At 31.0% G+C, this 19,873-nt stretch carries 24 protein-coding genes; 17 read left to right on the top strand and 7 right to left on the bottom strand.

Annotated features, from left to right (window positions below; genetic code table 11):
- Positions 1–63 precede the first annotated feature (63 nt).
- The 4 genes from rplM (at position 64) to tsf (ending at position 2,886) form a co-directional block, all read left to right on the top strand.
- Positions 64–519, top strand: a complete 456-nt coding sequence (gene rplM / locus BTO16_RS14760; RefSeq protein WP_105022419.1) for a 50S ribosomal protein L13 — start codon at positions 64–66, stop codon at positions 517–519.
- The gene (gene rpsI / locus BTO16_RS14755; RefSeq protein ID WP_105022418.1) at positions 519–905 is read left to right on the top strand and encodes a 30S ribosomal protein S9; all 387 of its coding nucleotides are present in this window, start codon (positions 519–521) and stop codon (positions 903–905) included. Before rplM ends, rpsI begins: the two co-directional genes overlap by 1 nt.
- A 169-nt stretch (positions 906–1,074) precedes the next feature.
- Positions 1,075–1,878 carry a 30S ribosomal protein S2 gene (rpsB, locus tag BTO16_RS14750; RefSeq protein WP_105022417.1) on the top strand — a complete coding sequence of 268 codons (804 nt, stop codon included), beginning with the start codon at positions 1,075–1,077 and terminating at the stop codon, positions 1,876–1,878.
- A 36-nt stretch (positions 1,879–1,914) separates the two neighbouring features.
- A complete protein-coding gene (gene tsf, locus BTO16_RS14745; protein ID WP_105022416.1) occupies positions 1,915–2,886 on the top strand; it encodes a translation elongation factor Ts in 972 nt (323 codons plus the stop codon).
- 69 nt (positions 2,887–2,955) lie between these two features.
- On the opposite strand, the gene aat is transcribed toward tsf, so the two are convergent.
- On the bottom strand, positions 2,956–3,582 hold the full coding sequence (gene aat, locus BTO16_RS14740) for a leucyl/phenylalanyl-tRNA--protein transferase (protein WP_105022415.1): 627 nt from the start codon (positions 3,580–3,582) through the stop codon (positions 2,956–2,958).
- 129 nt (positions 3,583–3,711) lie between these two features.
- On the opposite strand from aat, the gene BTO16_RS14735 reads away from it, so the two are divergent.
- Complete coding sequence (locus BTO16_RS14735; RefSeq protein WP_105022414.1) at positions 3,712–4,344, top strand: YqaA family protein; 633 nt, start codon at positions 3,712–3,714, stop codon at positions 4,342–4,344.
- An 18-nt stretch (positions 4,345–4,362) separates the two neighbouring features.
- Entirely contained in the window at positions 4,363–4,662 is a 300-nt protein-coding gene (locus BTO16_RS14730; RefSeq protein ID WP_105022413.1) for a DUF1456 family protein, read from the top strand.
- A 90-nt stretch (positions 4,663–4,752) separates the two neighbouring features.
- On the opposite strand, the gene BTO16_RS14725 is transcribed toward BTO16_RS14730, so the two are convergent.
- Both BTO16_RS14725 and BTO16_RS14720 read right to left on the bottom strand, forming a co-directional pair.
- Positions 4,753–5,121, bottom strand: a complete 369-nt coding sequence (locus BTO16_RS14725; RefSeq protein ID WP_105022934.1) for a DUF3127 domain-containing protein — start codon at positions 5,119–5,121, stop codon at positions 4,753–4,755.
- 5 nt (positions 5,122–5,126) lie between these two features.
- The gene (locus BTO16_RS14720; RefSeq protein WP_105022412.1) at positions 5,127–5,987 is read right to left on the bottom strand and encodes a flavin reductase family protein; all 861 of its coding nucleotides are present in this window, start codon (positions 5,985–5,987) and stop codon (positions 5,127–5,129) included.
- A 79-nt stretch (positions 5,988–6,066) separates the two neighbouring features.
- On the opposite strand from BTO16_RS14720, the gene BTO16_RS14715 reads away from it, so the two are divergent.
- Complete coding sequence (locus tag BTO16_RS14715) at positions 6,067–7,224, top strand: sensor histidine kinase (protein ID WP_105022933.1); 1,158 nt, start codon at positions 6,067–6,069, stop codon at positions 7,222–7,224.
- Between the two features lie 42 nt (positions 7,225–7,266).
- On the opposite strand, the gene BTO16_RS14710 is transcribed toward BTO16_RS14715, so the two are convergent.
- A complete protein-coding gene (locus BTO16_RS14710; RefSeq protein WP_105022411.1) occupies positions 7,267–7,656 on the bottom strand; it encodes an HIT family protein in 390 nt (129 codons plus the stop codon).
- A 95-nt stretch (positions 7,657–7,751) separates the two neighbouring features.
- Positions 7,752–8,228 (bottom strand): transcription elongation factor GreA, encoded by a 477-nt coding sequence (greA, locus tag BTO16_RS14705; RefSeq protein WP_105022410.1) that lies wholly within the window; start codon positions 8,226–8,228, stop codon positions 7,752–7,754.
- Between the two features lie 109 nt (positions 8,229–8,337).
- On the opposite strand from greA, the gene BTO16_RS14700 reads away from it, so the two are divergent.
- From BTO16_RS14700 to BTO16_RS14680, 5 genes are all read left to right on the top strand, one after another.
- A complete protein-coding gene (locus BTO16_RS14700; protein ID WP_105022409.1) occupies positions 8,338–8,754 on the top strand; it encodes a Rieske (2Fe-2S) protein in 417 nt (138 codons plus the stop codon).
- Positions 8,755–8,803: 49 nt separating this feature from the next.
- Positions 8,804–9,961, top strand: a complete 1,158-nt coding sequence (locus BTO16_RS14695; RefSeq protein ID WP_105022408.1) for a 5-(carboxyamino)imidazole ribonucleotide synthase — start codon at positions 8,804–8,806, stop codon at positions 9,959–9,961.
- Positions 9,962–10,045: 84 nt separating this feature from the next.
- Positions 10,046–10,999, top strand: a complete 954-nt coding sequence (gene rhuM / locus BTO16_RS14690) for a RhuM family protein (protein ID WP_245892126.1) — start codon at positions 10,046–10,048, stop codon at positions 10,997–10,999.
- Positions 11,000–11,002: 3 nt separating this feature from the next.
- Positions 11,003–11,482 (top strand): 5-(carboxyamino)imidazole ribonucleotide mutase, encoded by a 480-nt coding sequence (gene purE / locus BTO16_RS14685; protein WP_105022407.1) that lies wholly within the window; start codon positions 11,003–11,005, stop codon positions 11,480–11,482.
- A gap of 55 nt (positions 11,483–11,537) precedes the next feature.
- Complete coding sequence (locus BTO16_RS14680; protein ID WP_105022406.1) at positions 11,538–13,556, top strand: M3 family metallopeptidase; 2,019 nt, start codon at positions 11,538–11,540, stop codon at positions 13,554–13,556.
- Between the two features lie 74 nt (positions 13,557–13,630).
- Here the strand turns inward: BTO16_RS14680 and BTO16_RS14675 are convergent, their stop codons facing one another.
- Both BTO16_RS14675 and BTO16_RS14670 read right to left on the bottom strand, forming a co-directional pair.
- Positions 13,631–14,869, bottom strand: coding sequence for a glycosyltransferase (locus BTO16_RS14675; RefSeq protein ID WP_105022405.1), 1,239 nt, complete (start codon positions 14,867–14,869; stop codon positions 13,631–13,633).
- The gene (locus BTO16_RS14670) at positions 14,870–15,343 is read right to left on the bottom strand and encodes a heme-binding domain-containing protein (protein WP_105022404.1); all 474 of its coding nucleotides are present in this window, start codon (positions 15,341–15,343) and stop codon (positions 14,870–14,872) included.
- Positions 15,344–15,441: 98 nt separating this feature from the next.
- On the opposite strand from BTO16_RS14670, the gene lpdA reads away from it, so the two are divergent.
- The 5 genes from lpdA to BTO16_RS14645 all read left to right on the top strand — a co-directional run bounded on the left by lpdA (position 15,442) and on the right by BTO16_RS14645 (position 19,872).
- A complete protein-coding gene (gene lpdA / locus BTO16_RS14665) occupies positions 15,442–16,842 on the top strand; it encodes a dihydrolipoyl dehydrogenase (protein WP_105022403.1) in 1,401 nt (466 codons plus the stop codon).
- 114 nt (positions 16,843–16,956) lie between these two features.
- Complete coding sequence (locus BTO16_RS14660; protein WP_105022402.1) at positions 16,957–18,258, top strand: anthranilate synthase component I family protein; 1,302 nt, start codon at positions 16,957–16,959, stop codon at positions 18,256–18,258.
- Positions 18,259–18,352: 94 nt separating this feature from the next.
- On the top strand, positions 18,353–18,580 hold the full coding sequence (locus BTO16_RS14655) for a CIA30 family protein (RefSeq protein ID WP_105022401.1): 228 nt from the start codon (positions 18,353–18,355) through the stop codon (positions 18,578–18,580).
- A 3-nt stretch (positions 18,581–18,583) separates the two neighbouring features.
- On the top strand, positions 18,584–19,042 hold the full coding sequence (locus tag BTO16_RS14650; RefSeq protein ID WP_105022400.1) for a type II secretion system protein GspG: 459 nt from the start codon (positions 18,584–18,586) through the stop codon (positions 19,040–19,042).
- An 8-nt stretch (positions 19,043–19,050) separates the two neighbouring features.
- Positions 19,051–19,872 (top strand): alpha/beta hydrolase, encoded by an 822-nt coding sequence (locus BTO16_RS14645; RefSeq protein WP_105022399.1) that lies wholly within the window; start codon positions 19,051–19,053, stop codon positions 19,870–19,872.
- The last annotated feature ends 1 nt before the right edge of the window (position 19,873 follow it).

The following is a 19,873-nucleotide window of genomic DNA, read 5'->3' as shown; positions in this document are numbered from 1 at the left end:
TTGCACTCCTTTTTTAAGGAAAAGTTTAATATTATTAATGAGACAAAAACTAATAGTGTAATTATGAACACATTAAGTTACAAAACAGTATCAGCAAACAGCGCTACCGTAAACAAGGAGTGGGTTTTAGTTGATGCGGACGGGCAAACGTTGGGTCGTCTAGCTTCTAAAATAGCAAAGCTAATTAGAGGTAAACACAAACCAAATTTTACTCCTCATGTAGATTGTGGAGATAACGTGGTTATCATCAACGCAGAAAAAATTAATCTAACTGGTAAAAAATGGACTGACAAATCTTACATTCGTCACACAGGTTACCCAGGAGGACAAAGATCGTTAACTGCTACAGAAATGTTTGCTAAAGATCCTACAAGACTTATAGAAAAAGCTGTAAAAGGAATGTTACCAAAAAACACTTTAGGTAGCGCTTTATACAGAAACTTGTATGTATATGCAGGTACAGAGCACAAACATGCAGGTCAAGAACCTAAAGCTATTAACCTTAACGATTATAAATAATGGATATAGTACACAAAATCGGTAGAAGAAAAACAGCTGTTGCTCGTATTTATCTTTCGGAAGGAACAGGAACTATTGTAGTTAATAAAAAAGATTTTAAAAGCTATTTTACAACTTCAACTTTACAATATAAAGTGCAACAACCTTTAATGTTAACAGAAAACTTAACAGCTTACGATATTAAAGTAAATGTTTATGGTGGTGGTGTAACTGGTCAAGCAGAAGCAATTCGTTTGGCAATTACAAGAGCACTAGTTTCTATAGAACCAGAGCACAGACTTATTCTAAAACCAGAAGGATTATTAACTCGTGATCCAAGAATGGTTGAACGTAAGAAATTTGGTCAGAAAAAAGCACGTAAAAAATTCCAGTTCTCTAAACGTTAATATTTTACTGCAATATTTGCTAAATTTATTTTTAGCAACTATTCATAAAATTTTTAAACAAAAGAGACTGTTATATTATATATCAACAGTTTAGTATCTAAATATATAAGACTCGTAAAAAGACTACTTATATATTGATTTAATAACAGAAAGTAAACACATTTAAAAAATGGCAAACATAAACATTCAAGAATTACTAGATAGCGGTGTTCATTTTGGACACTTAACTAGAAAATGGAACCCTAACATGGCTCCTTATATTTATACAGAAAGAAATGGTGTACACATCATCGATTTGTATAAAACAGCTGCTAAAATAGAAGAATCTTCAGAAGCTTTAAAAAAGATTGCAAACTCTGGACGTAAAATTTTATTTGTTGCAACTAAAAAACAAGCAAAAGATATCGTTGCTGAAAAAGCAAAAGCTGTAAACATGCCTTACATCACAGAAAGATGGCCAGGTGGTATGTTAACAAACTTTGTTACTATTAGAAAAGCTGTTAAAAAAATGGCTCATATTGATAGAATGAAGCAAGATGGTTCTTTTGATGCCTTATCTAAAAGAGAAAAATTACAAATTAATCGTCAGAGAGAAAAATTAGAAAAGAATTTAGGTTCTATTGCTGATATGACTCGTTTACCTGGTGCATTATTTATAATTGATATCAAAAAAGAGCACATCGCCGTAGCAGAAGCTAGAAACTTAAACATTCCTATTTTTGCAATGGTTGATACAAACTCTGATCCAAGATTAGTTGATTTTGTTATTCCAGCAAATGATGATGCATCTAAATCTGTAGATAAAGTATTAACTTTTGTTACTGATGCAATTGCAGAAGGTTTATCAGAAAGAAAATCTGATAAAGACAAAGGTAAAGAAGGTAAAGAAGAAAAAGTAAAGGTAAAAGGAGACAAAGCTGCTAAAAAAGCTAAAGTTGAAGTTGCTGAAACTGAAGACGACGATACCGAATAAACAAAATAAATTATAATCTTTAAAATATAAAGTAACATGGAAACAGTAAAAGTTAGTGCTGCTGATGTTAAAAACTTAAGAGAAGCTACTGGTGCTGGAATGATGGACTGTAAAAAGGCATTAGTTGAGGCTGGTAACGACTTTGATAAAGCAATTGATGTTTTACGTAAACAAGGTCAAAAAATTGCTGCAAAAAGAGCTGATAGAGATTCTACAGAAGGAGTTGCAGTAACAAAAATAAACGACGAAAACACTGCAGGTGTAGCAATCGTTTTGGCTTGTGAAACTGACTTTGTTGGTAAAAACGAAGCTTTTGTAAACTTAGGTAGTCAATTTGCTGATATTGCTTTAAATCATGATAGTAAAGAATCTTTCTTAGCTGCTGATTTTGGAGGAATGTCTGTTGCTGATAAATTGGTTGAACAAACTGGTGTTATAGGTGAAAAATTAGAAATCACTGCTTTTGAAAGAGTAGAAGCTGCTTATGTTGGTGCTTATACACACATTGGTAAAATTGCTGCTTTGGTTGGTTTATCTGCTGTTGTAGATAACGCTGAAGAACTTTCTAAAGATTTAGCAATGCAAGTTGCTTCTATGGGTGCAACAACATTATCTTATAAAGATTTCGATCCTGCTTTTGTAGCTGCAGAAACTGAAGCTAGAATTGCTGTTATCGAAAAAGATAATATTGAGTTAGGTAGATTAGGAAAAACTTTAAAAAATGTTCCTAAATACATTTCTATGTCTCAATTAAATGAAGCGGTTTTAGCACAAGCTGAAAATGATGCTAAAGCTGAATTAACTGCAGAAGGAAAACCTGAGAAAATTTGGGATAAAATTTTACCAGGTAAAATCGAAAGATTTATTGCTGACAATACAACCTTAGATATGGAACAATGTCTTTTAGATCAAACTTTTATTAAGGATGATAAGAAAAACGTTGCACAATATGTAGCAACATATGGTGATGTTCAAGTAAGTACTTTTAAAAGAGTAACTTTAGGATAATAATCCATTTTAAACGTATTAAAAACCTCGCAAATTTGCGAGGTTTTTTGTTTTAAAAAACAAAAATTATTATTCCTTTAAAATGGTTAAAAACAAATCTCTTTCTATTTCTCTTGCTCCTAAACTTGCCAAATGATTATTATAAACTTGGCAATCTATAAGTGTATACTTATCATTTTTAGCCAAATAAATAAAAGCCAATTTTGATACATTAGAAACGTTACTAAACATACTTTCACCACAAAAAATGCTATTAATTTCTAACCCATATAAACCACCAACTAATGTATGATCTAGCCATACTTCTATAGATTTTGCGATACCTTTTTTATGTAAATTTATGTACGCTTGTTCCATGTCGTCTGTTATCCAAGTTCCAAAACCATCTTTTCTGTCGATGTTTTTACAGTTGTAAATTACCTCTTCAAACGCTTTATTTTCTGTGATCACAAACTGTTTTCTATTAATGATTTTTTGCATCGATTTAGACACTTTTAATTCATCAGTATACAAGACCATTCTTTTATAAGGACAATACCAAACAATAGGGTCATTATCAGAAAACCAAGGGAATATTCCGTTATTGTATGCATATATTAATCTTTCTACAGATAAATCACCACCCAAAGCTATAATACCATCTTTAGTTGTAAATTGATAATCAGGAAAAGTAATTTCATCAGTAAGCCAAATCATGCTTTGTGTTTATTTTCTACGAATTTAATAAATTATTTAAAAAAGCGTTAATGTTATTTTATTAAGAATGTTTATACAGATATTGTTCTTATTTTTGCAATCTGTTTTAATTTAGGTAGAACTCATAAAATGCGAAAGTTAAGAAGAAGAAAAAGAAAAAAAACAAATACCGAAAAAGCAAACTTGATTCATAACTATTATTCAAGGACTGGCTTTTACAGGTTTGTTGGTCTTAATTTAAAAAAAGCAATACTGCCAATTATTGGTATTGTCTTGGCGATATTTCTATTTAACAAATATGTATATAATATAAATGATGGTTTGCATCATTTTACAGAAACTTTTTCTAGGTTAGGTATTTTTGTAACCTTCTTTGTTTCTGAAACATTATTGGGTTTAATTCCGCCAGAAATGTTTATTGCATGGTCTAAAAAAACAGACGATCCATTCTTAAATTTAGCAATTTTAGCAACACTTTCTTATTCAGGAGGTTTAATATCTTATTTTATTGGTCAGGCTGCTTTAAAAATAAAATCTGTTAAGAAATATTTAGAAGTTAAAATGGCTAAAAATTTAGAGAACACTCGTAAATGGGGTGGAATATTAATTTTAGTTGGCGCCGTATTACCATTACCTTTTTCTATTGCCTGCCTTGCCGCCGGAATGATAAAATATCCGTTTAAAAGTGTTGTGCTTTATGGTTTATTTAGATTTGGAAGATTTGCGGTTTATGCGTGGGCTATTTTTAGTGTAGTCAGTTAAAAAACTTACATTTGTGCTATGGGATTAACAAACAATGATATTTTAAAAAAATTAAGGGTAGCTCACAAATTAAGAGATACCGATATTGTAGAAATTTGTGCTTTGGTTGATTTTAAAGTTAGTAAAGGAGAATTAGGCGCACTGTTTAGAAATGAAGATCATGATAAATACGTAGAATGTGGTGATCAAATTTTACGTAATTTTTTAAACGGATTGGTAATTCATTTGCGTGGACCAATGCCCGAAAAGAAGAAAAAAAATCTTGAGCAAGGAAAAGAAAAACAAGAAAGAAAAGAAAGAAAGGAAAGAGAAGATTAAATCTTATACAAAAAGAGCGAATTCAATTAAGAATTCGCTCTTTTTTATTTATGTCTAGAAATCTAACTTTCTAGTACTCTAATTTATTTACTAAAAAGGTAAATCATCTGGCTCTTCATCAGACACGCTTGATGCAGCTTCAAATTTATCTACAGGAGGTGCAGCTTGTGATGACGATCCTTGAGCTAAACTTTCTATTCTCCAGCCTTGAATAGCATTAAAATATTTAGCTTCTCCTTGAGGATTAATCCACTCTCTACCACGTAAATTAATAGACACCTTTACATCTTGCCCAACTTTATAATTGTTCAACAAATCTGTTTTGTCTTGTACAAACTCAACCATGATCATTTGCGGATATTGCTCATCCGTAGTTACAACTAGTTCTCTTTTTTTAAAACCACCTGTTCCAAATGTTTGAACATCGCCAATTAATTTTACTTTACCAATAACTTCCATAATTTCTATTTTAATAAAAGCACTTTCCAAGCACTTTCTACATCATTTTTACTTAAATACTCTTTAGCAAATGTATGTTTTTTTGTGATTTCTAACCCAATAAATTGCGGGTGTTCTTTTCCAAAGTTATTAACAGTGTCTAATTTAGGTAGTTGCTCTACATTACCTAACATTCCTAAATTGTTACCTGTTAAGACACTACTGTTTCTAATTTCTAACGGAATTGCATCAACCCCAATTCCTAATGTAGAAACTGGTTTCGGAATTTCGAAAAAACCATCTCTTGCTCTCGTGTAATAACTACCTCCTGCTCTTGCTACTAAATCTATTTTATGCTGATCAATACTGCCATCATCCGCTAAAACATCTTCAGAAATATGAATTTTTACAACTTCACAAACAATTAAATTTCCTGCGCCGCCTTTATCACCTGTAAAAATAACATCCTTTACTTTACACTCAAATTGCACAGGAGATTCTGCCACTCTAAATGGTTTAATTTCATCAGAAGGCAACATTGTAAAACCTGCTTTATCAAACTCATTTACACCTTTTGGATATTCTGTACTACTTAAAGACATTTGTTGCACAATAGCATAATTTACCACATTTATAACCACTTCTTTGGTTTCTAAAGCGTTCTCTAAAGTGTCTTTTGTAGTGTTGTCTCTAACTCTTCGTGCAGGAGAAAAAATTAATATTGGCGGATTAGAGCCAAACACATTAAAAAAGCTAAATGGCGATAAATTTGGGTTTCCATTTGCATCAATGGTACTTGCAAAAGCAATTGGTCTAGGCGCAATGGCACCTAACAAATAACCATGCAATTTGCCTGTGGCTATTTCTTTTGGATCTATAGTAAGCATTTGTAAAATTTTTAGATAGGTAAAGATACTATCAAATCTTGAAATGAGTTATAAAGAAGAAACCTTTATATTTGTTTTGATGAAAATTTACTCTAAAACACTTTTTTTTAAGCGATTTACCATTATAATTTCGTTTATAATTGTCTCTTTAATTCTTTGGAATACCTACACTTTTTTTCAAAAATTTAAAAAAGCGGAAAGAGCCAAAATGGAAATTCATGGCGAAGCAATTAAAGAATTAAGAACGGTAAGCATTGAAGAATTAGACCAAAATATTTCTGAATTACCTTTAAAAATTATTAGTAGAACAAAAGATATTCCATTTATTTTAGTGGATGCTGATGGCAATATTAAAGGTTCTAATAATTTAGACACGGTTAAAGAAAAAGATCCTGAATATTTGAAAAAACAACTGGCGATTATGAAAAGCCAAAACCAACCTATTTTGGTTGAATATTTAGGGAAAACTGATTATATTTATTATCGAGATTCAGATTTATTAGATAAACTAACCTATTATCCGCTTGCTTTTTTACTTATTTTAGTACTATTCTTAGCTGTAATTTACCTGTTTTATAGTTCTAATAAAGCCTCTGAAACCAATAAGCTATGGACAGGAATGGCAAAAGAAACGGCACATCAAATAGGCACACCTTTGTCTTCTTTATTAGGATGGATTGCTATTTTAAAAATTGAAAAAGTAAATGAAACGTACATCGCCGAAATTGAAAAAGATGTGCATCGATTAAATACAATTGCAAATCGGTTTTCGAAAATTGGTTCGGTTCCAGAGTTAAAAAAGAATAATATTGTAGAAATTACAAAACAAACTTTCGATTATTTAGAATCTAGAAGTTCTAAACAAATTACATTTTCATTTTCTACTTCAGATGAAGATCTTCAAACAAAAATAAACTTAGAGTTATTTGGATGGGTTATAGAAAACCTTATCAAAAATTCCATAGACGCGATGTCTGGAAAAGGCGAATTAACCTTACGTATTGAAAGCTTTGGTAAAAAAGTGAAAATTAATATTTCTGATACAGGAAAAGGAATGCCCAAAAAAATGTTTAAACAAATATTTAAACCCGGTTTTACAACAAAAAAACGTGGTTGGGGATTAGGATTATCGCTCTCAAAAAGAATTGTAGAGGATTATCATAATGGAAAAATATTCGTTAAAAAATCTGAAATCGACAAAGGAACTACTTTTCAAATTTTATTAAATCAAGTATAGAATTCGTCAAATCTGAAATATTTACGTAGCTAAAATAAGCAATTAATTAAAATTATCAGAAATACTTTTAGCCAAACTAACAAACTCGTCATTTGTCAATTTTATTTTTTGAGCAAATTGTATATCCGCCATGGCGTTTAACGGAATTAAATGCACATGAACATGAGGCACTTCTAAACCAATTACGCTCATACCAATTCGTTTACAAACAACTGTTTTTTCTAATGCTTTTGCTACTCGGTAAGAGAAATCCATTAGTTGGGTATATTCCTCTTTTGACAAATCAAAAAGCTTGTTTACTTCCTTTTTAGGAACTACTAAAGTATGTCCTTTTGCATTTGGATTGATGTCTAAAAAAGCAATAAAATTAGCATCTTCTGCTACTTTATAACTTGGTATTTCGCCTGTAATTATTTTTGTGAATATGCTCATATTGGTTATTAGTTATTAGTAAATATAAAAAAGAATTCGGATTTTGGCATTGCCAAAATCCGAATTTATATTGTTACATTTCTTTTTTACCACTTTTATTTTCTAGAAATCTCCATAACTTCAAACTTCATAATTCCATTTGGAACTTGAATTTCTGCAATATCTCCTACTTCTTTTCCTAATAAACCTTTACCAATTGGTGAGTTTACAGAAAGTTTTCCGTTTCTAACATCCGTTTCAGAATCTGCCACTAAAGTGTAGCTAAACTCCATTCCGTTTGTAGCATTTTTAATTTTTACAATAGAATGAATCAATATTTTAGAAGTATCTAACTGACTTTCATCAATAATACGTGCATTCGATATTACATTTTTTAATTTGGCAATTTTAAACTCTAAATGAGACTGCTCTTCTTTTGCAGCATGATATTCTGCATTTTCACTCAAATCACCTTTGTCTCTTGCATCCGCAATTTCTTGTGTTACTCTTGGGCGCTCAACTTGCTCTAACTTTAGCAATTCGTCCTTTAACTTTTTCAATCCTTCTGGAGAATAATAAGATATGTCACTCATAATTTCTATAATTTAAAAATCCCATTGCCTTCACAGGAATGAGATTAGATTACAAATGTACAAAATATTTGTAACTTGCAATCGTTTTTATAAAAACTGAGAACTAAATATGTTAAAAAAAATAGTCTTTTTGTTAAGCATTTGTTTGTTTTTAAATTGCTCTGATACAACCAATTTAGGAAACTGTATACAATCTTTGCCTTTAAATCTTGTTACCGATTTAAATAATCCAGAGATGATAAACGCGCAAACTCCTGGAGGTTCTGTGCAACTTTCTGGAGGAAGTAAAGGAATTTTAATATTTAACAAAAACGGACGAGATTTTGTTGCTTTCGATAGGCTTTGCCCAAGTAATGATTGCGCTACCGCTATGACTTTTGAAAACCGCCTTTTACAGTGCGCTTGCGATAAAAGTAAATACAGTCTAGATTTTGGCGGAGCACCACAAACCGATGGATTTCAATGCCCTGCAATAGAATACAGAGTTACAAAAAATGGATCAGTAATTAGAATCAGTAATTTTTAGCATACCTAAAAATAGATGCTTATTTTTGCTTAAATACAAAATAGTAAACGTGAAAAATTATTTTTCTTCTGATTTTAAATTAGGCATTTTAGGCGGAGGTCAATTAGGAAGAATGCTGCTTACCGAAACTCAAAAATTTGACATTTATACTTCAATTTTAGATGGCAATCCAAATGCACCTTGTGCACAAATTTGCAATAATTTTGTAGTTGGAGATTTGTTAGATTTTGATGCTGTTTACAACTTTGGTAAAACCGTAGATATTTTAACCATTGAAATTGAAAACGTAAATATTGATGCTTTAGATAAGTTACAAGCAGAAGGATTAACGATTTATCCAAAACCTAAAGATTTACGCATTATTCAAAGTAAAGCCAGACAAAAACACTTTTACTTTGATCATCAAATTCCGACTGCCCCTTTTTCTCATTTTGCTTACTTAGAAGAATTGCATCACTGTTTAGAAAATAGCATTATTAGTTTTCCTTTTGTATGGAAAGCGGCTCGTTTTGGCTATGATGGCAACGGCGTAAAAATTGTTAGAAGTTTTGCTGATTTAGAATCTTTACCAAATGTAGAGTGTATTACGGAACAATTAATTCCGTTTAAAAATGAACTAGCAGTCATCGTTGCAAGAAATGCTGATGGCGAAACCAAAACATATCCTGTTGTTGAAATGGAGTTTCATCCAGAAGCAAACCAAGTAGAATATGTAATTTGCCCTGCAAGAATTGAAGAATCTGTTGCAAAAAAGGCACAAGATTTGGCTTTAAAAGTTGTGAAGGATTTAGATTTTATTGGTTTGTTAGCTGTAGAAATGTTTCAAACAGAAACCAACGAAATATTAGTAAATGAAGTGGCACCAAGACCACATAATTCTGGGCATTATTCAATTGAAGCAAGTTATACCAATCAATTTGAACAACATTTACGATCAATTTTAAATCTTCCGTTAGGAAACACGGCAAGTAAAGTTGCCGGAATTATGGTAAATTTAGTTGGCGAAGAAGGATTTTCTGGAGATGTAATTTATCAAAATATAGAAGAAATTTTAAAAATTGATGGCGTTACACCTCACATTTATGGGAAGAAAGAAACACGTCCGTTCAGAAAAATGGGTCATGTTACCATTGTAAATGCAGATATTGATAAAGCTAGAAAAATAGCACAGCAGGTTAAAGAAACGATTAGGGTAATTAGTAAATAAGAAAATGCATTTTGAACTAGTGTAAAAAATACATTAGTTTAAAAGTGATAAAAATTAATTAAACCCTAGATTAAAAATCCAATTGTGAAAAGTAAAATAGATATTTTTAAATCTAAAGACGGCATAGAGGTTCAAGTAAATTTAGATAAAGATACTGTTTGGCTTTCACAATTACAGATGCAAGATTTATTTTTAAAATCTAAAGCTACAATAAGTGAACATATTAGAAACATTTTTAAAGAAAATGAATTAGAGGAAAATGTGGTTGTTCGGAAATTCCGAACAACCACTCAACATGGTGCTATATCTGGTAAAACACAATCTTCTTTAATAAATTTATATAATTTAGATGTAATTATTTCTGTAGGATATAGAGTAAAATCTGAAAGAGGAACTCAATTTAGAATATGGGCAACTAACACTTTAAGAGAGCACCTAATAAAAGGATATTCTATAAATGAAAAACGTTTAGAACAACTTCAAAAAACAATTCAACTCGTTCAAAGAACATCAAAACTCACAAAAGATACTGAAGGTTTAATAGATGTTTTAGCTGATTATTCTTCTGCTTTAGATATTTTAGATAGTTTTGATCATCAAACTTTAACAAGAGATAATGTAAACAATTTTGTTTCCTATCAAATTGAATATGCTGAAGCAAAATCAGCAATTGAAAGTCTTAAAATAAAATTTGGAGGTTCTTCTTTATTTGGTAATGAGAAAGATAATTCTTTTAAAAGTTCAATTGCAACTATAGATCAAACTTTTGATGGCAAAGAATTATATACTAGCATAGAAGAAAAAGCAGCAAATCTCTTATATTTTGTAGTAAAAAATCATTCTTTTACTGATGGTAATAAGAGAATTGCTGCCTGGTTATTTGTTTGGTATTTAAATAAAAATGATTTTTTATATAAGGATGATAACTCTAAAAGAATCGAAAATAACACATTAGTTGCATTAACTTTGATGATTGCTGAAAGTAACCCAAACGAAAAAGAAATGATGGTAAATGTAATTATCAACTTAATTAATTAAATTATGGTAGGAATAATAATGGGAAGTGATTCAGATCTTCCAATCATGCAAGAAGCTATAGATATTTTAGAAGGTTTTGATATTCAGATCGAAGTAGATATCGTGTCTGCTCATAGAACTCCAGAAAAATTAGTTGACTATTCTAAAAATGCGCATTTACGCGGCATCAAAGTAATTATTGCTGGTGCTGGTGGCGCTGCTCATTTACCAGGAATGGTGGCAAGTATGAGTCCGTTGCCAATAATCGGAGTTCCTATAAAAAGTAGAAATTCTATTGATGGATGGGATTCTGTATTGTCAATTTTACAAATGCCTGGAGGCGTTCCTGTGGCAACGGTAGCCTTAGACGGCGCAAAAAATGCAGGAATTTTAGCAGCACAAATTATTGGCACTTCGGATAAATGTGTCTTAGATAAAATTATTGCCTACAAAGAAGGCTTAAAACTAAAAGTTGAACAAGCTTCTGAACGTGTAAAAAAATAAAAATGATCTTTTTTACAATTACACTTTTTCACAAATAAACAATTACACTTTTTAAATGAACCCACTTTTACAAGATTTTAATACAGCACCCTTTTCAAAAATTTCTACTAAAGATTACAAACCTGCAATTAAAAAAGCAATTGAGATTACAAAATTAGAAATTGATGAAATTGTAAACAAGACTGATACTCCTACTTTTGAAAACACAACGGTAGCTTTAGATTTTACAGGCGAAAAACTGAATAAAATAACGAGTATTTTTTTTAATTTGAACTCTGCTGAGACCAATGATGAAATTCAGAAAATTGCGCAAGAAATCTCTCCTTGGTTAAGCGAATTAAGCAACGACATTACTTTAAATACAGCATTATTTAAAAAAGTAAAGGCTGTTTTTGATTCAAAAGAAACGTTAACATTAACTCCAGAACAACAAATGTTGTTGGAAAAACAATACAAAGGTTTTGCTAGAAATGGCGCTAATTTAAAGGAAGCTGATAAAACAGCGCTTCGTAAAATTGACGCGCAACTTTCTAAACTATCTTTAAAATTTGGCGAAAATGTATTGGCAGAAACTCAGGCTTTTGAAATGCATATAACCGATGAAAAAGACCTTGCTGGTTTGCCAGAAAGCGAAAAAGAATCGGCTAAAGAAGTGGCTAAATCCAAAGAAAAAGAAGGTTGGATTTTTACGTTAGATCATCCAAGCTATATTCCTTTTTTAACTTATGCGGATAATAGAGAATTGCGAAAAAAATTAGCAATTGCTGCTGGTAAAAAAGGATTTCAAGACAATGAATTTAACAACGAAAAAGTTGTTTTAGATATTGTAAACCTTCGCAATCAAAGAGCCAATTTATTAGGTTACAAAACGCATGCGCATTTTGTTCTAGAAGAAAGAATGGCAGAAACTCCAGAAACAGTAATTGAATTTTCTAACAATCTATTAGAGAAAGCAAAACCTGCTGCTCTAAAAGAGTTTGAAGATTTAGAAAATTACGCTAAAAAATTAGACAATATAGATCAGCTTCAAAAATGGGATGGCGCTTATTATGCAGAGAAATTAAAGAAAGAACTGTTTGATTTAGATCAAGAAATTTTAAAACCATACTTTAAACTAGAAAACGTAATTAATGGCGCTTTTGAAATTTCTAAACGATTATATGATTTGCATTTCGAAGAAGTTTTTAACATCGACAAATACCATCAAGATGTAAAAACATACAATGTTACAGATTCTAAGAATAATTTTATTGCTGTTTTTTACGCTGATTTTCATCCGAGGAAAGGAAAAAGAAATGGCGCTTGGATGACTTCTTATAAACCGCAACAAATTAAAAACGGCGTTAACGAAAGACCTCATGTTTCTATTGTTTGTAATTTCACAAAACCAACGGCAACAAAACCATCTTTGTTAACTTTTAATGAAGTTACCACATTATTTCACGAGTTAGGTCACGCTTTGCATGGCATGTTAGCAAACACAACGTATAATAGTTTATCGGGAACTTCTGTTTCTTGGGATTTTGTTGAATTACCAAGTCAGATTTTAGAGAATTGGTGTTACGAAAAAGAAGCGCTGGAATTGTTTGCAAAACATTATGAAACTGGTGAAATTATACCAATGAAATATGTTGAGAAAATTAAAGAATCTGCTAGTTTTCACGAAGGAATGCAAACCTTAAGACAACTTAGTTTTGGATTGTTAGACATGAAATGGCATGGAAACGAGTCGCCAGAATCAATTTCTTCTATCAAAGAATTTGAAGACGCAGCTTTTGCAGACACCACATTATATCCAGAAGTTGCAGAAAATTGCATGAGTACTTCTTTTTCTCATATTTTTCAGGGCGGATATTCTGCCGGATATTACTCCTACAAATGGGCCGAAGTTTTAGATGCAGATGCTTTTGAATATTTCTTAGAAAAAGGAATTTTCAACAAAGAAGTAGCTACTAAATTCAAAGAAAATGTACTTTCTAAAGGCGGAACAGAAAAACCAATGGATTTATATATTAAATTTAGAGGTAAAGAACCAAAACCAGATGCTTTGCTAAAAAGAGCAGGGTTGCTTTAATATTCAGTTTACAGTTGCAGTTTTTAGTTCGTTATTTACTAAAAACTGCTACTGAATACTGTTACTATAAACTGCTAACTATTTTTACTTTCAATCCATTTACTCATATACTTTGTGGCTTGTAGCGTTTGATGCTGCAACAAACTTCCTAAAAAATTATGAGTTCTATGATTTTCTAAATTATCTTGAATTCGATTTAGTTGATTGATAAAAGGTTGCTCGAGTTGCTCTTTATCATATATCTGATTAATGATTTCAACGCCGTTTTTTTGAGCATTTTTCCAAACCTTTTCATCCGTATATAATTGAATTGCCTTTTTAGAGAAATTGGAGAAATTATCTTCCACAAAACCATTCCAGTTTAATTTACCATGCATTCCTTCTACTCCAATTAAAGTAGTAATACTTGGAGTTCCACAAATCATGGCTTCGGTTAATTTGCCTTTAATACCTGCTCCAAAACGTAAAGGCGCTAAAACTACGCTGGCTTTTTCAACAACTTCTTTTGCGTTTTCTGCAAAACCTTTTATAATAAAACCTTCTTTTTTATTGTGTAATTGATGTATTTGCTGATTTGCATACGCTCCGTAAATATGGATTTCAGCTTCAGGAAGTGCTGCTTTAATTTTACTCCAAATTTCATTTTTTAAAGTTAAAACGGCATCAACATTTGGCTTGTGAAAGAAATTGCCTATGAAAACAAAATGCTTTCTTTCTTCAAAAAATTTCCAATTTTCGATTTGCTGTTCATCAATTTTATTCAACAAAAAAGGCAAATAATAGATAATTCTTTCATCAATCTTAAAAACTGATTTTAACAACTCCATTTCGTAAGTGGAGATAATTAAAGACACATCACATCTTAAAATAGAAGCAATTTCTCTTTTAGCGTCATCCGATTTTAACAAAGCCGCTGTTGTAAACTCCTCTCCTTTTTTTAATTGTTGATATCTAGTTTTGCGCAAAAAATGTAGATCTTCTGTATCTAAAATTCTGATTGCATTTGGGCAATTTTCTGCAACTCGCCATCCAAATTGTTCTTCCATCATAAAACGATCAAAAACAACGATTGTTGGATTCAATTTTTTTACAAAATCGTCAAAAGAAGTATTGTTTAATTCAATTAAAACCTCCTCAACTCCTGATGAACTTAAAGAAATTGCTTTTTCATTTTTTTGAGAAGCAGACGCAAAAGTAACTTTATAGTTTTGTTTTAAAAACAGCTCGATAAGTTGTTGCATTCTGCTTCCTGCGGCAGACGAATTAGGTTCTACCCAAACAGTACCAATAATTAAAACTTGTTGTATACTCAATTATTGAGCGTTCATTTGTTGCTTATACTCTGCCTGCACATTTTTACCCCAAGCTACCATCTCTGCTATTTGCTCTGGCGTTAAATTTGCTTCAGAATGCGTCCAAGTATATGAATTTAAAGGCATTTCGCCTTCTTCAACTTCTTCATGCAATTCATCCATTTTGTGTTCTTTCTTTTTTAAAGAATACGAGCTCCAATCAGAAAAATTTAAATGTTTTTTACCGTCATTTATATGCTCATCTAACCAAAAATTTACAGGTGTTATGTTATCGTACCAAGGATATTTTGTGTTGTTAGAGTGGCAATCGAAACAACTTTCTGATAATATTTTACGCACCTTTGCTGGCGGATTTGTTTCTGCCATAAATGCGTCTACAGAAGTTATATCTCCTTCATTTTTTTCTGGACCAAAAAACTGTGCAATTACGAGCGCAACTAATAAAACGATTGCTATTTTTTTAATAATTTTCATTGGTTACATTTTTAGATTTAATTTGACAGTAAATCTAACAAATTCTACTTTGAATCTCTAAAAATATACGTATTTTTGTACCTCAAAATTAACTTACCATGAAATACGACATTATTGTTATTGGTTCTGGTCCTGGAGGATATATTGCAGCAATTAGAGCATCACAATTAGGGAAAAAAGTAGCAATTATTGAAAAATATACTACTTTAGGAGGAACTTGTTTAAATGTTGGATGCATTCCATCTAAAGCGTTATTAGATTCTTCTCATCATTATTACGATGCCGTTCATCATTTTGAAGAACACGGAATTTCTATTCAAAAACCATCTTTTGATTTTACAAAAATGGTAGAAAGAAAAGCCAATGTTGTAGAAACTACTACTGGCGGAATCAAATATTTAATGGATAAAAATGATATTACTGTTTTTGAAGGTTTAGGTTCTTTTGAAGATGCAACTCATATAAAAGTTTCTAAAAAAGATGGTTCATCAGAAATCATTGAAGGAACAAATATCATTATTGCAACGGGTTCAAAACCATCAACTTTACCTTTTATTTCTATAGATAAAGAACGCATTATTACCTCAACCGAAGCTTTAAAATTACCTGAAGTACCAAAACATTTAATTGTAATTGGTGGCGGTGTAATTGGTTTAGAATTAGGTTCTGTATATAGTCGTTTGGGCGCAGAAGTTACTGTGGTTGAATATATGGATAAAATCGTTCCAGGAATGGATGCAGATGTTTCTAAAGAATTACAAAAGGTATTTAAAAAACAAGGAATTACATTTGCAACAAGCCATAAAGTAACTTCTGTAAAAAGAGATGGAAATAATGTTGTTGTAAAAGCTACGGATAAAAAAGACAGAGAAATTGAATTTTCTGGTGATTATTGCCTAGTTGCTGTTGGAAGAAAGCCTTACACAGAAGGTTTAGGATTAGAAAAAGCGGGTGTTAAAGTTACAGAAAGAGGGCAAATTGATGTAAATGATCATTTACAAACAAATATTAAAAATATTTATGCAATTGGTGATGTTGTTAAAGGCGCAATGTTGGCGCACAAAGCAGAGGAAGAAGGAGTTGTTGTTGCAGAATATTTAGCTGGCGAAAAACCACATATTAATTATAATTTAATTCCGGGTATTGTTTATACTTGGCCCGAAGCTGCTGCAGTTGGTAAAACTGAAGAGGAATTAAAAGAAGCGAAAATAGAATACAAAGCTGGTAAATTTTCTATGCGTGCATTAGGTAGATCTAGAGCAAGTGGCGATACAGACGGTTTTGTAAAAGTTTTAGCTGATAAAAATACAGATGAAATATTAGGAGTTCACATGGTTGGTGCACGTGTTGCAGATTTAATTATGGAAGCTGCTGTTGCGATGGAGTTTAGAGCTTCTGCTGAAGATTTAGCAAGAATTTGTCATGGTCATCCAACGTATTCTGAGGCGGTTAAAGAAGCTGCAAAAGCTGCTTGGGATGGAAAACCATTGAACGCATAATTTATTATTTTAAACTCGTTTTAGAATTATAGTATACATAAAAAAGCAACCTAATTTGGGTTGCTTTTTTTATCATAATTAACTCCTTAAAAGAGTTGTATTTTTACAAAGAATATGCAAAGAACAATTCGTACTTTTTCTTTTGATAACCCCAAAGAATTTAAACAAAATTTATTGTTTTGGGCACAACAATTCGAAACTGCAATTTGGCTAGATTCTAACAATTACAAACAGCAATATGCTAGTTTTGATGCTGCTTTGGCTGTTGAAGAATTTACATCAATCAAAACAGATTATTTTAATGCTTTTGAGAAGTTAAAAGAATATCAAACAATTACAAAAGATTATATTTTTGGATATATTTCTTATGATGTAAAAAATGATGTTGAACAACTTAGTTCCAACAATTTTGACGGATTAGACTTTGCTGATTTGTATTTTTTTCAGCCTCAAAAACTATTTTTTGTTAAAGACAACTCAGTTGAATTTCATTATTTAAGAATGGTTGAAGATGAGATTGAAAGCGATTTTGAAGGAATTCAAAAATTTAAAATTCCTGAAATAGAAAAAACTAAAAATAACCTCAAAATAAAACTTCGAATTCATAAAGACGAATACCATCAAAAAGTAACCAAAGTTTTAGAACATATTAAAAGAGGCGATATTTATGAAGCTAATTTTTGTCAAGAATTTTATGCAGAAAATAGTACGATACATCCGTTAGAAGTTTACAATCATTTAAATGAAATTTCTACACCACCTTTTGCTACTTTTTTAAAAATTGAACATCAATACGCTTTATCTGCTTCACCAGAAAGATATATCAAAAAAGAAAGAACAAAAATTATTTCTCAACCTATAAAAGGAACTGCAAAACGTTTACGAAGTGAAATTGATGATGCTAAAATTGCATCCGATTTATCGAGAGATGTCAAAGAACGATCAGAAAACGTGATGATTGTAGATTTAGTTAGAAACGATTTATCAAAATCAGCAAAAAAAGGAAGCGTAAAAGTAGAGGAATTATGCAAAGTATATACTTTTAAACAAGTGCATCAAATGATTTCTACTGTAGTATCAGAAATTGAAGAAAATATACATCCTGTAGATGTTCTTAAAAGCACGTTCCCAATGGGAAGTATGACAGGAGCGCCAAAGGTTTCTGCTATGAAAATTATTGAAAATCTTGAAGAAACCAAACGCGGATTGTATTCTGGCTCGGTTGGTTATTTTACACCAAATGGCGATTTTGATTTTAATGTAATTATTAGAAGCATTCTTTATAATGAGGAAAAAAAGTATATTTCTTATTCAGTTGGTAGCGCAATTACGGCAAAATCTATTCCTGAAAAAGAATATGAAGAGTGTTTGTTAAAGGCCAAAGCGATGAAATATGTGCTGCTGAATTCTAAATAATTGCACCAACAAACGATCAACAAATTCAGCATTTTAAGAAAGAGTAAAAAAAATCTACTTTCAAAATTATACTCAGTTTACTTATATTTACAACATGATACTAAAAGAAAAATTTCAACAAATTTTTGATACTTTAAAAGATAAGAAAACAGAACAAACGATGTTCAATGCGTTTTTAGACACGTATCCAGAAGAGTGGAAACAGCTAAAAATAAATTTTTCTAAATTTAACAGAAGTAAAAAATTTGGAAATACTATTCCGTTACCAAAACCTGAGGTTTCTTTAAGAAAAGAGATTAGAGTTTGGTTACAAAAGCAATAACGAGTGTCAGATTTAATTACTTTAATTTTAGAACTTTATCTAGATATTGTATTTTGGATGAAGCATAAAAAAAGGAGGGAATATGAAAAAGAAAATAACCTTCCCAAAAGTATTGTCTGGCATCCAATTACAAAACCTTTGTTTATAATCTTGATCCTATTTATAATTTCCTTTTCTATATTTTCTATTTTTAGTTTAAGGAATACATCCGAAGAAAAAACAAAAGAAAAAATGTTTGAAATTTCAGAAATTCTTAAATTAGAGAAAGAACAATTAAATAAATACCCAAAAGAACTAAACCATATTATTAGAAATAATCCTTTAAGAAAAAATATAACTTTAGATTATTGGAACACTGAATTTATTTATATTATATCAAAAGATTCCTTAAATTACACTATTATTTCTCTAGGAAAAGACAGCGTATTAAATACTTCTGACGATATAAAAATAACCAATTAACAAGTTACATGACACACAAAGAATTCAATTTCAATATTTATAACACCGAATTTTACGGTCAGGTTTGGGAAGCAAAAAGTACAAAAGCGGTTATTGTATTAGTTCACGGAATGGGCGAACACTCTGGACGTTACACTCATGTGGCAAAAAAACTAACCGAAAACGAGTATTCTGTAGTTGCTTTTGATCATTTTGGACATGGAAAAACTACGGGAAAACGCGGTCATAATCCTAGTTTTGAAGCTGTTTTAGAAAGCGTTACCAAAACGATAGAAAAAGCCAAAGAGTTCTTTCCAGAAAAACCAATTTTCTTATATGGCCATTCTATGGGTGGAAACGCTGTAATCAATTATTCCATCAGAATAAACCATGATTTAAAAGGAGTTATTGCTACAAGTCCGTTTTTAAAATTAGCTTTTCAACCACCCAAAATTAAGTTAACAGTTGGTAAAATCTTACAAAAAATTGCACCGTCGATAACCATGGGAAATGAGTTGGATGCCAGTGATATTTCTAGAGAAAAAATAGAAGTTGAAAAGTATATTAATGATCCTTTGGTACATGATAAAATTAGTCCGAATTTCTCTTTAACCTTTATTGAAACTGGGCAATGGGCTATTGAAAATGCCAATAAACTTAAAACACCGATGTTGCTTTTGCACGGTACGGGTGATAAAATTATCGATTACAAAGGCACTCAAGAGTTTGCAAATAATTCTGATAAAGCAACACTAAAATTGTATGAAGGCGGTTATCATGAATTACAAAACGATTTGTGCAAAGAAGAAATGCTACAAGATGTTGTAAACTGGTTGAATTCTCAAGTTTAAT

Origin of the sequence: Polaribacter glomeratus, from assembly GCF_002954665.1 — a bacterium.
Taxonomy (GTDB): Bacteria; Bacteroidota; Bacteroidia; order Flavobacteriales; family Flavobacteriaceae; genus Polaribacter; species Polaribacter glomeratus.
This window is presented reverse-complemented; position numbering and strand designations above follow the sequence as displayed.